Annotated in this window: 10 protein-coding genes; 7 read left to right on the forward strand and 3 right to left on the reverse strand. The window is 70.8% G+C overall.

Annotated elements, in window-relative coordinates; all coding sequences use genetic code 11:
• Positions 1 to 85 precede the first annotated feature (85 nt).
• The 3 genes from EKD16_RS02465 to EKD16_RS02475 all read left to right on the forward strand — a co-directional run bounded on the left by EKD16_RS02465 (position 86) and on the right by EKD16_RS02475 (position 6,201).
• Entirely contained in the window at positions 86 to 4,396 is a 4,311-nt protein-coding gene (locus EKD16_RS02465) for a HAMP domain-containing protein (RefSeq protein WP_131096888.1), read from the forward strand.
• Between the two features lie 2 nt (positions 4,397 to 4,398).
• Positions 4,399 to 5,037, forward strand: a complete 639-nt coding sequence (locus tag EKD16_RS02470) for a response regulator (protein ID WP_131096889.1) — start codon at positions 4,399 to 4,401, stop codon at positions 5,035 to 5,037.
• A gap of 411 nt (positions 5,038 to 5,448) precedes the next feature.
• A complete protein-coding gene (locus tag EKD16_RS02475; RefSeq protein ID WP_131096890.1) occupies positions 5,449 to 6,201 on the forward strand; it encodes a hypothetical protein in 753 nt (250 codons plus the stop codon).
• A 105-nt stretch (positions 6,202 to 6,306) separates the two neighbouring features.
• Here EKD16_RS02475 and EKD16_RS02480 read toward each other — a convergent pair whose 3' ends face one another.
• Positions 6,307 to 7,923 carry a CocE/NonD family hydrolase gene (locus EKD16_RS02480; protein ID WP_131096891.1) on the reverse strand — a complete coding sequence of 539 codons (1,617 nt, stop codon included), beginning with the start codon at positions 7,921 to 7,923 and terminating at the stop codon, positions 6,307 to 6,309.
• Between the two features lie 279 nt (positions 7,924 to 8,202).
• Here EKD16_RS02480 and EKD16_RS02485 point away from each other — a divergent pair, with 279 nt between their 5' ends.
• Positions 8,203 to 8,784 carry a TetR family transcriptional regulator gene (locus tag EKD16_RS02485; RefSeq protein WP_131096892.1) on the forward strand — a complete coding sequence of 194 codons (582 nt, stop codon included), beginning with the start codon at positions 8,203 to 8,205 and terminating at the stop codon, positions 8,782 to 8,784.
• A gap of 50 nt (positions 8,785 to 8,834) precedes the next feature.
• On the opposite strand, the gene EKD16_RS02490 is transcribed toward EKD16_RS02485, so the two are convergent.
• Positions 8,835 to 9,851, reverse strand: a complete 1,017-nt coding sequence (locus EKD16_RS02490; RefSeq protein ID WP_131096893.1) for an aldo/keto reductase — start codon at positions 9,849 to 9,851, stop codon at positions 8,835 to 8,837.
• A gap of 156 nt (positions 9,852 to 10,007) precedes the next feature.
• On the opposite strand from EKD16_RS02490, the gene EKD16_RS02495 reads away from it, so the two are divergent.
• Positions 10,008 to 11,021: an NADP-dependent oxidoreductase gene (locus tag EKD16_RS02495; RefSeq protein ID WP_131096894.1), complete on the forward strand. Its 1,014-nt coding sequence runs from the start codon at positions 10,008 to 10,010 to the stop codon at positions 11,019 to 11,021.
• A gap of 129 nt (positions 11,022 to 11,150) precedes the next feature.
• Here EKD16_RS02495 and EKD16_RS02500 read toward each other — a convergent pair whose 3' ends face one another.
• The gene (locus EKD16_RS02500) at positions 11,151 to 12,314 is read right to left on the reverse strand and encodes a PAS domain-containing protein (protein WP_131096895.1); all 1,164 of its coding nucleotides are present in this window, start codon (positions 12,312 to 12,314) and stop codon (positions 11,151 to 11,153) included.
• Positions 12,315 to 12,508: 194 nt separating this feature from the next.
• Here EKD16_RS02500 and EKD16_RS02505 point away from each other — a divergent pair, with 194 nt between their 5' ends.
• The gene (locus EKD16_RS02505; protein ID WP_131096896.1) at positions 12,509 to 13,261 is read left to right on the forward strand and encodes an ANTAR domain-containing response regulator; all 753 of its coding nucleotides are present in this window, start codon (positions 12,509 to 12,511) and stop codon (positions 13,259 to 13,261) included.
• Between the two features lie 311 nt (positions 13,262 to 13,572).
• Positions 13,573 to 13,923: an STAS domain-containing protein gene (locus tag EKD16_RS02510; protein WP_131096897.1), complete on the forward strand. Its 351-nt coding sequence runs from the start codon at positions 13,573 to 13,575 to the stop codon at positions 13,921 to 13,923.
• Positions 13,924 to 13,987: the final 64 nt, after the last annotated feature.

The following is a 13,987-nucleotide window of genomic DNA, read 5'->3' on the forward strand; positions in this document are numbered from 1 at the left end:
GGTGGGATCACCGCCCGGACCAGGCGGCCCCCCGGTCCCCCCACCGGCCCGAGATGCCCGCAGTGAGCAGTAGAGGAGGGGATCCATGCCCGAGGCCACGCGGGCGCCGGACAAGCACGACGCGCAGCTCGACGAGCTGCTCCGCGCGCTCTACAGCATGCGAGACGGCGATTTCAGTGTACGGCTGGACTCTCGCGGCGAGGGTCGGTCCGGTGAGATCGCCTCCGTGTTCAACGAGGTGCTCGACCACTGCGAGCAGCTCAGCAGCGAGCTGCAGCGGGTCGGTGGAGTCGTCAGCACCGAGGGCAGGCTCAACGAGCGTATCGCCGTCAGCCCCGCGCGCGGTGCGTGGGGTAAGAGCGTCCGCTCGCTCAACCAGTTGCTCGACGAGGTCAGCGAGCCGGTGACCTCGGTAGCCCAGATCCTGGACGCGGTCGCCGGGGGCGACCTGTCCCAGCGGGTCGACCTCACCAGCCGGCACGGTTCGCTGCACGGCGACCTGCTGCGCCTGGCCACCTCGGTCAACCGCATGGCCGACCAGATGAACGGCTTCACCAGCGAGGTCACCCGGGTCGCGCGCGAGGTCGGTACGGAGGGCAAGCTCGGCGGCAGCGCGAAGGTCGACGGGGTCTCCGGCGCCTGGCGCGACGTCACCGAGTCGGTGAACCAGATGGCCTCGCGGCTGACCGCCCAGGTACGCAACATCTCCGAGGTGACCACCGCGGTCGCCGAAGGTGACCTGAGCCGCAAGGTCACCGTGGACGTCCAGGGCGAGATGCTGCAGCTGAAGGACACCGTGAACGGCATGGTGGACCAGCTGTCGACGTTCGCCGACGAGGTCACGCGCGTAGCGCGCGAGGTCGGCAACGAGGGCAAGCTGGGCGGCCGCGCCAACGTCAAGGGCGTGTCGGGCATCTGGAAGAACCTCACCGACAACGTCAACTCGATGGCCGACAACCTGACCAACCAGGTGCGCGACATCTCACAGGTCACCACCGCGGTCGCGCGCGGCGATCTGAGCCGCAAGGTGACCGTGGACGTCCAGGGCGAGATGCTGCAGCTCAAGGACACGGTCAACACGATGGTCGACCAGCTCGACTCCTTCGCCGACGAGGTCACCCGGGTCGCACGCGAGGTCGGTACCGAAGGCAAGCTGGGCGGCCGCGCCAACGTCAAGGGCGTGTCGGGCATCTGGAAGGACCTGACCGACAACGTCAACACCATGGCCAACAGCCTGACCTACCAGGTGCGCAACATCTCGCAGGTCACCACCGCCGTCGCCAAGGGCGACCTGTCCAAGAAGATCACGGTCGACGCCCAGGGCGAGATGCTCGACCTGAAGGACACGGTCAACACGATGGTCGACCAGCTGGAGTCCTTCGCCAACGAGGTCACGCGTATGGCGCGCGAGGTCGGTACCGAGGGGACGCTGGGCGGCCAGGCGCACGTCCGCGGGGTCTCGGGGGTCTGGAAGGACCTGACCGACAACGTCAACTCGATGGCCAACAACCTGACCCACCAGGTGCGCCAGATCTCCATCGTCACCCAGGCAGTTGCGCGCGGCGACCTGACCAAGAAGGTCTCCGTCAACGCCAAGGGCGAGATCCTGGAGCTGAAGGACACCATCAACGTCATGGTCGACCAGCTCTCGGCGTTCGCCGACGAGGTGACCCGGATGGCGCGCGAGGTCGGCACCGAGGGCCAGCTGGGCGGGCGCGCCGACGTGCGCGGCGTTTCGGGCATCTGGAAGGACCTGACCGAGAACGTCAACTCGATGTCGCAGAACCTCACCACCCAGGTGCGCAACATCTCCCAGGTCACCTCCGCGGTGGCCAACGGCGACCTGAGCAAGAAGATCACGGTCGACGCCCAGGGTGAGATCCTGGAGCTGAAGGACACCGTGAACATCATGGTCGACCAGCTCTCGGCGTTCGCCACCGAGGTCACCCGCGTCGCCCACGAGGTCGGCAGCGAGGGGCAGCTGGGCGGCCAGGCCAAGGTCGACGGCGTCTCGGGCACGTGGAAGCAGCTCACCGACAGCGTCAACGAGCTGGCCGGCAACCTCACCACCCAGGTCCGCGCCATCGGCGAGGTCGCCAGCGCGGTCACCCGGGGCGACCTCACCCAGAACATCCAGGTCGACGCCCGCGGGGAGATGCAGAAGCTCAAGGACAACATCAACCTGATGGTGAGCAACCTGCGCGAGACCACCGCCTCCCAGCGCGACGAGGACTGGCTGAAGAGCAACCTGGCGCGCATCTCCGGCCGCATCCAGGGCCACCGCGACCTCAACGAGCTGGCGCGGCTGATCATGACCGAGGTCACGCCGCTCGTCGAGGCCCAGCACGGCGCCTGCTACCTGCCCGAGGAGAAGGACGACGAGGAGGTCTTCCTGCTCTTCGGCGGCTTCGGCTACCAGCCCGACGAGGACCGGCGCCGCGTGCGCTCGGGCACCGGGCTGATCGGCGAGGTCATCGCGCAGAAGCGCGAGCTGATCATCCACGACGTGCCGCCGGGGTATGTCACCGTCGGCTCCGGGCTGGGAGAGGCCGCGCCGCTGACCATCGCCATCTTCCCGATCATCTCCGAGGACCGGGTCCTGGGCGTGGTCGAACTGGGCTCCTACGGGCGCTTCCGCGAGGTCCACCTGGACTTCCTGCGCCAGCTGATGGCCCAGCTGGGCACCACGGTCAACACCATCCTGGCCAACTCCAAGACCGAGTACCTGCTGCTGCAGTCCCGCCAGCTCACCAACGCGCTGCAGGAGCGCTCCAACGAGCTGCAGCGCCAGCAGGAGGAGCTGCGCCGCAAGAACGCCGAGCTGCACAGCAAGGCCGGTCAGCTGGCCAGCCAGAACCGGGCGATCGAGCTGCAGAACCGCCAGATCGAGCGGGCCCGGCGTTCGCTGGAGGACCGCGCCCACCAGCTGCAGGTCTCCTCCAAGTACAAGTCCGAGTTCCTCGCGAACATGTCGCACGAGCTGCGCACGCCGCTGAACAGCCTGCTCATCCTGGCACGGCTGCTGGCCGACAACAGCGAACAGAACCTCACCTCCAAGCAGGTGGAGTTCGCCCAGACGATCCACAAGGCGGGCAACGACCTGCTCCAGCTCATCGACGAGATCCTGGACCTGGCCAAGGTCGAGGCCGGACGCGCGGAGGTGCAGGCCGCGGACGTGTCCATCAGCCAGCTGGTGGACTACGTCGAGGCGTCGTTCCGGCCGATGACCGCCGAGCGGGGCCTGGCCTTCGGCGTGGAGGTCTCCCCCGACATCCCCGGCTACCTGTGGACCGACGAGCAGCGGTTGCAGCAGATCCTGCGCAACCTGCTGTCCAACGCGGTGAAGTTCACCAGCACCGGCGAGGTGCGGCTGCTCATCGAGCCGGCCTGGGCGCTGGAGGACGCCGACCTCGACATGTTCGGCGAGAACGACGAAATCATCGCGCTCTCGGTGGCCGACACCGGAATCGGCATCCCCGACGACAAGCTGCAGGTCGTCTTCGAGGCGTTCCACCAGGGCGACGGCGGCACCAGCCGCCGCTTCGGCGGCACCGGCCTGGGGCTGTCGATCAGCCAGAACTTCGCGCGGCTGCTCGGCGGTGAGATCCGGGTGCAGAGCGTCCACGGCGAGGGCAGCACGTTCACCCTGCTGCTTCCGGTGCGGGTGCCCGAGGGCACCGAACGCCGGCTGGAGGCTTCGCTGGACTCCCCGCCCGAGCCGGTCACCGGCGCGGGCACCGACATCGAGCCGCTCACCGATGTCGGCGTACAGGTGCCCGACAGCCCGGCCGACCTGAGCCCGCTGGAGAGAGTGGAGCCCATCGAGCCGGAGGCGGAGGAGGAACCGGTCGGCGGAGACGAGCCGGTGTCGGTCCCGGCCCTGGCCGAGTCCGCCGAGGGCAAGGGCGAGTCGGCCGCGGGCGGCTCCGCCGAGACGAGCGCCGACCCCGACCCAGAACGCGACGCGGTGCTGGCGGGGCGCGAGGTGCTCATCGTCGACGACGACATCCGCAACGTCTTCGCGCTCACCAGCGCGCTGGAGGCCCACGGGCTGCGGGTGCACTTCTCCGACAACGGCCACTCGGGAATCGAGAAGCTGGAGGCCAACGAGAACGTCGAGCTGGTCCTGATGGACATCATGATGCCGGAACTGGACGGCAACGCCACGACCCGGGCCATTCGGGAGATGCCGCAATTCGCGGAACTGCCGATCATCTCGCTCACCGCCAAGGCGATGCAGGGCGACCGGGAGCGCAGCCTGGAGGCGGGCGCGTCGGACTACGTGACCAAACCGGTCAACCTCGATCACCTGCTGAACGTGATCCGCAAGTGGTTGGATGGTGGCGACGAAGCCCAGGACGGCTCGGAGAGCACGGACAAGGAGCAGGAGCAGTAGTCGTGCCGCAGAAGGCCAACATTCTCCTCGTGGACGACCGCGACGAGAACCTCACGGCCCTGGAGGCCATCCTCACCTCCCTGGACCAGAACCTGGTGCGCGCCAACTCGGGCGAGGCGGCCTTGAAGGCACTCCTCGAAGACGAGTTCGCCGTGATCCTGCTCGACGTCGTGATGCCCGGCATGGACGGCTTCGAGACCGCGTCCCACATCAAGCAGCGGGAGAAGACCAAGGACGTCCCGATCATCTTCCTCACCGGTGCCGGCATCGACCGGCACCGGGTCTTCCGCGGGTACGCCTCGCGCGCCATCGACTACCTGACCAAGCCTTTCGACCCGTGGGTGCTGCGGTCGAAGGTCGAGGTGTTCGTGGAGCTGCACCAGATGAAGCAGCGGTTGCGGTCGCAGTCGCAGGTGCTGCAGCGCGATCTCGCGGCCCAGACCGGTGAGTCGGCCGCCCCGGTCTCGGAGCAGCTGTCGCGCCGGGTCGCCGACATCAACACCAACCTGGAGTCGTTGCGCGAGCGCATCGTGACCGAGGAGCGCGACTCCGACCCGCAGACGGTCGAGGCGGTGCGCGACCTCGACCGCGCGGTCGCCCAGCTCACGACGCTGGTCGACGCCATTCGGGGTCCGCAGTAGAGAGCCGGATCCGGCCGGTGCGGCGGGGCCGGATGCGGCCGCGCCGCGCTGCGGGGATACCGGGCGAGGCGGGAACCGATGCCGTGCGGGCGGCGTCTGAGTCAGCGAAGACCGGCGCCGCCGGCGGTTGCCGAAGGACGCCGGGCCACCCGCGGTCCCGTGCGCTTGACGAACGGCGACTCGTCCGATTTCCGGGACGAACGGTGCGCTCGGCACCGCCCCTTCGAATACCGCGACGGGACGCAGGTCGGGCCCGCGCGACCCGTGGTAGCTTGACCCGGTCTTTCTGCACGTAATCCCTATTTCGCCGCCGCAGAGAGCACTGCCCGGTCCCCCCGCTTTGCCTGGGTCGCCATATGCAGCGCGGCGCGAGCAGCTGCCCCTTTCCTCGGACCCATTGGAGCGACAACCGTGTCCCGTACGATGTCCCGCTCGGCCCTCGGCCTCGCCGCCGTCTCCCTGGGGCTGGGATGCACACTGGCCGGCGCACCGGCGGCATGGGCGGACAGCCTCGAAGGCTCCTCAGCCACCTACAGATTCACCTGCGCCGACCAGGACGCCCCCGCGACCAACTCGCAGGCGATGGACATCGAGGTCTACGTCGCCGCCCCCGCCGAGGCCGAGGTCGGCCAGGAGATCGAGTTCCAGGTCGAGCCGAACGACTACAACTACTACTCCTACATCGACGGCGGCGAGATCACGTCGGGAACCCTCTCGGCCGACGTGGCCCTGTCCGGTGCGGCGGCGCCGGCCTCCACCGCCACCGCCTCCACCCAGGCGCAGGGATCGTTCGGCTCGAACAACGAGGAGACCTTCGACGAGTCGGCGCTGCGCGGCACGTTCACGCCGACCGCCCCCGGCGACGTGACGCTGGCCGCCGGCGACATCACCATCGACGTCCAGCAGAGCGAGGGCCCGTCGACGACCGTGTGCTCGCCGGAGGGCGGCACCGAGACGCTGGCGACCGTCTCGGTCACCGGAGAACCCATGCCCGACCAGGGCGGTTCGCCCGGCCCGTCCGAATCCGACCAGGCCGCCCCCGGAGCCCAGAGCGACGCCCCGCCGGAGGCGCTCCTCGTGTTCGGCGCCGTGGTCGGCGGTCTGCTGGTGATCGCCGGCATCGTGATGCTCGGCCTGATGTTCTTCTTCCTGCGCCGCTCGTAGGCCCCTCGCAGGCTCTGTCGGACCGCACCGGGGGAACAGACCGAAGCCGGCTCGCGCGCGTGCGGGCGGGACCGCAGCGGTCCCGCCCGCAAGGCGCCGTGCGGGTCAGGCGGTGGGCACGATCAGCCGCGACGGGTCGGATTCGGGCGAGCCGAAGCTCACGCGCTCGCCCAGGTCGGACTCGTCGGTATAGCGGGCGTCGCGGGTGTCGACGACCAGCGCGAGCCGGTGCCCGTCCGGGACGTCCCACACGACCGGCTCCAACTCCACGTCCACGCTCGTCGGCTGCCCGGGTTCGGCGTCGCGCAGCGTGTAGGGCTTGTGGGTGACCAGCGACCCGGTGCCGTGTTTGTTCACCGCGTAGAGGTAGACGTAGAGGGACTGCTCGGCGTCGGTGGGGGTCACGGTGAGGTGGGCGCGCGGCGATCCGCTGATCCGCACGCCGCCGGTGTAGGGCTCGCCCGTCCACACACCCGCGCGGCGCCGGTCCACCAGCGGCAGTGCCACACCCGTGGGGATGTCGGCGAACTGCTGCAGCGCGCCCCGCAGCAGCAGGGTGCCGCTCTCGGCCGTGGTGCCGATGCCGCTGCGTACCCGGTAGTCCCACCCCGTGCTCGGTTCGGCCTCCAGCCCGCCGGTATAGCGCCAGTCGCTCCAGGAGCGCTCGGGTTCGCCCAGGTGCAGAGTCGTCTCGGCCGCGCTCACCGCATCCCAGTCCGGGTAGGACGTCCATCCGTCGCCGTTGTTGGGTTCGACCCGCACCGGGTCCTCGGCGGCGATGCCGTTGTCGATGCCGCGCAGGTGGTGGTTGAACCAGCGGGTAAGCGACTCCCAGGTTTCGTTGGGCAGGCCGAACGCGCCGAACGCCTCGCGGGTGGCGTGGTCGCCCGCGGAGAGCATGAGCCGCTTGGGGCCGCTGTAGGCCGAGTAGAAGTCGGTGAGGTGGCCCGGCGGGAAGATCCCGTCGTTCCAGGCGTGGCCGATCATGATGGCCGGACCGCTGGCGTTGAGGGCGTCCAGCTTGGTGGCGACCGAGCGTTCCGGCGAGAGTTCCAGCGCGGGCTGGACGTTGCCCTTGCGGTACTCCTCCTCCATCTCCTGCAGGGCGTCGCCGGGGCGGCCGGTGATTTTCGCGGAGGTGAGCAGCAGTTCCACGGCCTGGTAGCTGATGGTCCCGTTGGCGTAGATGGACTCGGCAAGGTCGGCCCAGCCGCTCATGGCCCCGACGGCGCGGACGCGGTCGTCGGCGGCGGCGGTCAGCAGGCTGATCCCGGCTCCGTAGGAGATGCCGGCCATGCCCACGCGCTCGGGGTCGGCGTCGGTCTCGCGCAGCGCCCAGTCGATGACCGCGCGGGCGTCGGCGACGTCCTCGGGGCCGGCCACCTCCACCTCGCCGCCGGAGTCCCAGAATCCGCGGGAGGTGTAGCTGATGACCTGGTAGCCGGACTCGTAGGCCAGGCGGTGCGCGGCGCCGACGTAGAGGAGATTGCTGGTGGACCAGGCGGCGGGCATCACCAGCAGCGGACGGGGGCCGTCGTAGCCGGTGGGGGTGATGACCATGGCCGCCAGGTCCGCGCCGCCGTGGCCGGGAATGGTGCGGTAGGCGATTTCGGCGCCGGTCCCGGTGTCGTCGCCGGGCGCGGCGGATGCGGGAAGTGGTGCGCAGAATACGAGGAGTATCGAGGCGAGGGCGGTCGCCGCGAGGGTGCGGGGTGTGTTCATGCTGACCTCGGACGCGACGTCCGGCCGCGGGGCCGGAGAGGGCGGGGGATCGAAGGGGGGAGGGAGTCGGGGCTCGTGCAGCGCGGCGGCGGCGCGCCTCCGCTCGGCCGCGCGTCTTTACTCGGCGGTAAGTTACCTCGGGGTTAAATTAGACCGTGCGGTGTGCCGTGTAAAGGGGAGTAGCGCAATCCACCGGAGCACCGCGCGTCCGCTCGCCGTCAGCGCGCGAGGCCGGTGCCGACCTCGGCTCGGCAGGCGGACCGTGCCTAGCATTGGGCCATGCCTCCAGACTCAGACGCCAGCAAGGCCCGCATCCTGCGGGCGGCGGCGGCCGAGTTCGCCGAGCACGGCATCTCCGGAGCCCGCGTCAACCGGATCGCGCAGCGGGCGAATGCGAACAAGCAGCTCATCTACGCCTACTTCGGCGACAAGGAGACGCTGTTCGACATCGTGCTGCGGGACCGGCTCGCCGCCCTCGCCGAAGATGTCCCGCTCGATCCCGCGGACCTGCCCGGCTATGCCGGGGAGGTCTTCGACTACATCCTCGAACACCCCGAGCTGGCACGGCTGTCGGGGTGGGAGCTGCTGGAGCGCGACGGGGCGTGCGACACCGGCGACCGCCGCGCGGCCTCCTATCGCGCCAAGGTCGCGGCGGTGGCCGAGGCGCAGCGCCGGGGCCTGGCGGACCCGCACACCGATCCGGTGCACCTGCTCGCCCTACTGCTGGCGCTGGCGGCGACGTGGCTGCACTCCCCCTACGCGGTGCGCGCCCTGGACGAGGACGGCGCCGAGGCCACCCGCCGGCGCCGGCGCGAAGTCGTCGTCGAGGCGGCCCGGCGGGTGGTCGCCCCGCCCGCGTAGCCCGGCCTGAAGGCGCCGGCGACGCGGATCGGGGCGGTGGCGAAAGGGGGTCAGCGGCGCCGCGCGGCCGCCTGCAGAGCCGGCGGGGTCCAGCCGGCGTCGGCGGGGTTGAGGTTGGAGCCGGGCGGGACGATCTCGTCGATCCGGTCCAGGACCTCGGTGGAGAGCCGGATGTCGGCGGCGCTGAGCTGCGACTCCAGCTGTTCCATCGTCCGCGGTCCGATGATCGCCGAGCTGACGGCGGGATGCTCCAGCACGAAGGCCAGCGCCAGTTCGACGAGCGTGAGGCCGTTGTCCTCCGCCAGCCGCACGAGCTGCTCGACGGCCTCCAGCTTGGCGGCGTTCTGCGGGCGGTCCGGATCGTAGCGGTCGGGCAGCCTGTCCATCCGCGGGCTTTCCACCTTCGCGCCCTTGCGGTACTTGCCCGAGAGCCACCCGCCGGCGAGCGGACTCCAGGGCAGCACGCCCATGCCGTAGCTTCGGGTAACGGGCAGCACGTCGGCCTCGATGCCGCGGGCGAGGATGGAGTAGGGCGGCTGCTCGGTGACGAAACGCTCCCGGCCGCGCCGTTCGGCGACCCAGTGCGCCTCCACGATCTCGTGTGCGGGGAAGGTCGAGCATCCGGCGTAGCGGATCTTGCCGTCCCGCACGAGGTCGGTCAGCGCGCCCAGCGTCTCGTCGATGTCGCAATCGGGGTCGGGCCGGTGGATCTGGTAAAGGTCGATGTGGTCGGTGTTCAGCCGGCGCAGGCTGTTCTCCACCTCGCGCACCAGCCAGCGGCGCGAGTTGCCCGCCATGTTGGGGCTCTCGCCCATGGGCATGTGCGCCTTCGTCGCGAGGACGACGTCGTCGCGGCGTCCGGCGAGGGCCTTGCCGACGATCTCCTCGGATTCCCCGGCGGAGTAGACGTCGGCGGTGTCGATGACGTTGATGCCGGCGTCGAGTGCGCGGTGGATGATACGCACGCCGTCGTCGTGGTCGGTGTTCGCCCAGGAGCCGAAGTTCATCGCGCCCAGGGTCAGCGGACTGACCCGGACGCCGGTGCGGCCCAATGGTGCGTAATCCATGGCCGGCGGCCTTTCATGACGTCTGTGCGGCGGTCGGGGGCTCGACCGCCCCTGCGGTCAACCTATGCGAGGGATCCACCAGTCTCAACCATCCGGTTGGTTACTCTGGTCGTAGTGCGGTTATCTGTCCGCTGACCGTGATGAGGAGGATTACCCGTGACCACACCGGAAACCGCGCGCGCCGTCCACCTGGCCGCACGCCCCGAGGGAGAGCCCGGCCCGGAGAACTTCCGCGTCGTCGAGGAGCCGGTCGCGTCTCCCGCCCCGGGCGAGATCCTCGTGCGCAACCGCTACATGTCGGTCGATCCCTACATGCGCGGCCGCATGCGCGACGCGAAGTCCTATGTGCCTCCCTTCGAGCTGAACCGGCCGATGGAGGGCGCCGCCCTCGGCGAGGTCGTCGCCTCCCGGTCCGAGGCCGTCGCCGAAGGCAGTCTGGTCCAGCACAACCTCGGCTGGCGGGAGTACGCGACCCTGCCCGCCGAGCAGGCGCAGGTGCTCGATCCCGACCGAGTGCCCTCCGTGACGGACTACCTGGGCGTCGCCGGCGGCACCGGGTTCACCGCATGGACGGGGTTGTTCGAGATCGCGAACATGGCCGCCGGGGAGACGGTCTTCGTCTCCGGCGCCGCCGGGGCCGTGGGCAGCGCCGCGGGCCAGATGGCCAAGCTGAAGGGCGCCGCACGGGTCGTCGGCAGTGCGGGCAGCAAGGCCAAGGTCGACTACGTCCGTGACGAACTCGGATTCGACGCGGCCTTCGACTACCACGACGGGCCTGTGGCCGACCGGTTGGCCGAGTCGGCGCCCGAGGGGGTGGACGTCTACTTCGACAACGTCGGCGGCGAGCACCTGGAGGCCGCCCTGCACAACATGCGCAACCACGGGCGGATCGCCCTGTGCGGGATGATCTCCCAGTACAACGCGACCGAGCCCGCGCCGGGGCCGCGCGACATGTTCCAGGCGATCGCCCGCCGGGTGCGGATGCAGGGCTTCATCGTCTCCGACCACGGCGACCGCATGCCGGCGTTCCTGGACGACATCGGCACGTGGCTGAACGAGAGCGCGATCCGGGCGGACGAGACCTTCGCCGACGGCATCGAGAACGCCCCCGACGCTTTCCTGGGCATGATGCGCGGACACAACACGGGCAAGATGATCGTGCGGCTCTAAGACCCCGGGCCCACCGGGCCCACTGCCGGCGTCCGGTCGACGACGTCCGCGGCGCGGTGAGCCGGTGCCGGGCACCGGTCCCGGTGCCGGTCCGGGTGCCGCACTCCCGGATCCCGCGACTCGCCGGCCTCACCGGGCCGCGCGCGGCGGCAGGGCGAGCCCGATGTGCTCGCCGATCTCCTCGATGAGACCCAGGTCGGCCAGCCTGAAGCTGCCTCGGTTGCTGCGGCGGATCAGCGTCAGGGCACCGCGGACGCCGCGGCTGCCCTTGAGCGGGACGCACATCAACGAGCCCGCGCCGAGCGCGCTGAGCATCGGGGCGCCGCCGCCCCGGCCCAGGACGGTCTCGTCCTCGATGAGCTGGTTGAGCACCGAGTTGCCGTTCTTCAGCACATCGCGCGGGACCTCCGAGCGCAGCGGATCCAGCGACTCCACCAGGGCGCGCTGTTCGTCGTCGCCCGCAGGGCCGGCCACGACCGCGCGGCGGGCCTGATCGGCGCTGTCGGGCAGGTCGCACACGTCGACGATCACCCAGTCGGCGTAGGAGTCGGCCAGCAGCGCCGCGGCGTCGTCCAGCGCCAGCGGGCGTCCCGCGCCGCCGGGACCCGCGCTGGCCAGCAGCAGCCGCGTCATCCGCGTCAGCACGTCGAGCCGGCGCGCGGCCAATACCACCACCTGGTCCTCGACCTCGGGCTCCAGCGGCGGCGGGCCCTCGTCCTCCGCGCTCGCCAGCGGCGGAGACATCACCACGAGCACAAGCGGAGCGGCCTCGGTGGGGACCTCCAGGCGGGTCAGCGTCAGGTGCACGTCCTCGGCCCACCCGCGCTGCGCCAGCCGCGACTCGAAGGAGGCGGGCTCTCCGCTGCGCAGCACCGCCGCCAGGCGCGAGCGCATCGCAGCACGGCGCCGCAGGTCGACGAAGTTGGAGAACGGCTTGCCGGAGAGGTAGCCGCCGGAGCTGCCCATGCGGTCGGCGCCGATCGCGTTCACCCGGCGGATGTAGCCCTCGTGGTCGAGCAGCACCACGGGCACGCTCAACTGGGTGAAGACGGCGCGCAGCACCGCGCGCTCGTCGTCGCCGTTGGACCTGCGCGGTGCGCTGGACTCCGCCGCCGCGGCGAGGTTCCGCCCGCAGTCCTGCAGCAACTGGTCGGCGAAGCCGAGTTCGGCGAGCGCCGCTTCGGCGGTGTCGGCGGAGTCGTCGGGATACATGGTGTGCGTGCTGCGCAGGGCCGCCGCGCGATCGCTCAGTTCGGCGATCTCGCGCTGCAGGTCGGCGAGGTTCTCCGGCACGCTGGGGCTCCTGTCGTGGGACGGGCGCGGGCACGCCGGGCGAGTGCGGGCCAAGCCCGGCCCCGCCATGACGCTAGCGCATGGGAGCCGCTGCGACGGGATCGCGGTTACCGTGGAGTTCACGGTCCGCCCGCCGCGCCCGTTCCGGCCGTCAGGCCTTTCCAGGGCACCGGACCGGAAAGGGGGACGTGCCCATGTGGGTCGACCGCCTCGCGCGCGAGATCGGCGCGCTGGGCCAGGCCGAGACCTCCAGCACCGAGCGCGCGCTGGACCGGATGAGCGCAGCGGCCGCCCGCGAGGTCCCGGGCTGCTCCGCGGCCCTGGTGGTCCTCTGGCACGATGTGGCACCCGGCGACGACCGCTCCGAGGAGTCGGAGGAAGTGGCCGGCCGCCACGTCGTGGTCGACTACGGCGCCTCCCACTCCGACCTGGCCACGGCCTTCGAGCACCAGTACACGACCGACGAAGGCCCCACGGTCGAGGCGGTCCGCGAGATGCGGCCGGTGACGGTCGGCGACGTGCTGCGGGAGGAGCGCTGGCCCGCCTACACCAGCATGGCCGTCCAATGCGGCGATCGCTCGTCGGTGACCTATCCCTGCGAGCTGGAGGGTGAAGCGGTGACCTTCGGCGTGCACGCCGGCCGCGCCGACGCCTTCGACGCCGCGGCGGCCACCCCGCTGCTGGCGCTGCTCGCCGAGCACGCGGCCGTCGCGCTGCACAGCGCCGACCGCTACACCGACGTGGCCCGCGAGGCCGCCCACATGCGCCGGGCGATGTCGGTGCGCGCCGTCATCGACCAGGCCAAGGGCATCATCATGCACGCCCGCGGCTGTGACGCGGAGGAGGCGTTCGAGGAGCTGCGCCGGGTCGCCCAGCGAAACCGGATGAAGGTCGCAGACGTGGCGCGCAGCCTCGTCGCCGAGCACGCCGAGAGCAGCGGCCGGTAGTCGGCGGGCGGGGTCGGCGCCGGCACGGCGCGGCCACGGGTGAGCCGACAGGCCGGGACTGCGGCGTATCAGTGTGATGACGCCCTGCAGTCGAGCCTGTATCGACTACTGTTGTGCCGCTAATGTTGGCGGCAGTGGGATCCGCACCGGAAGGCCGAAGGCGGCTCCGGGGGAACTGCGGCCCGCTTCCCCTCGTTGCGATGGCGACCGGCCACGACCGCGGCGCGCAGCGCCTTTCGTAGAGGATGGCGGGCGAGGGTGAGAGAGTCCGCGGCGCGCAGCGCCTCCAGCGGGAATCGAGGAACGTGACTGTGGCGACGGATATCCCTGTCCGATCGGAGGGCGATGTCGTGGTGGTCGCACCCGAGGGCGAACTCGACGCCGTCACCTCGCCCGGCCTCGCCGACGTCCTCGACAGGCTGCTGGCGGCGGACCCGCCGTGCCGGGGGATCGTGATCGACCTCTCCCGGGTGGGCTTCTGCGACTCCCGCTGCATCGGCGTGCTCGTGTCGGCCTACCGCCAGGCTCGCGACCAGGGCGTCGGGCTCGCCGTCGCGGCGCCCCAGCGCAGCGTGCTCCGGCTGTTCGTCATCGCCGGCATCGACCAGGTGATGCGCATCGAGCAGGACACCGGCCACGCTGTGGAGACCGTGCTCGCCTGAGTGTTTTCCGCGTTGATCTCGTATCCCCGGTCAGTCCCTGCCGGGGCCGGACATGGGCCCGGAT

Origin of the sequence: Streptomonospora litoralis (genome assembly GCF_004323735.1) — a bacterium.
GTDB classification, from domain to species: Bacteria; Actinomycetota; Actinomycetes; order Streptosporangiales; family Streptosporangiaceae; genus Streptomonospora; species Streptomonospora litoralis.

Coding starts and splice junctions, on each gene's coding strand:
- EKD16_RS02465 (WP_131096888.1), top strand. CDS start 86: ATGCCCGAGGCCACGCGGGCGCCGGACAAGCACGACGCGCAGCTCGAC.
- EKD16_RS02480 (WP_131096891.1), bottom strand. CDS start 7,923: ATGAACACACCCCGCACCCTCGCGGCGACCGCCCTCGCCTCGATACTC.
- EKD16_RS02485 (WP_131096892.1), top strand. CDS start 8,203: ATGCCTCCAGACTCAGACGCCAGCAAGGCCCGCATCCTGCGGGCGGCG.
- EKD16_RS02490 (WP_131096893.1), bottom strand. CDS start 9,851: ATGGATTACGCACCATTGGGCCGCACCGGCGTCCGGGTCAGTCCGCTG.
- EKD16_RS02505 (WP_131096896.1), top strand. CDS start 12,509: ATGTGGGTCGACCGCCTCGCGCGCGAGATCGGCGCGCTGGGCCAGGCC.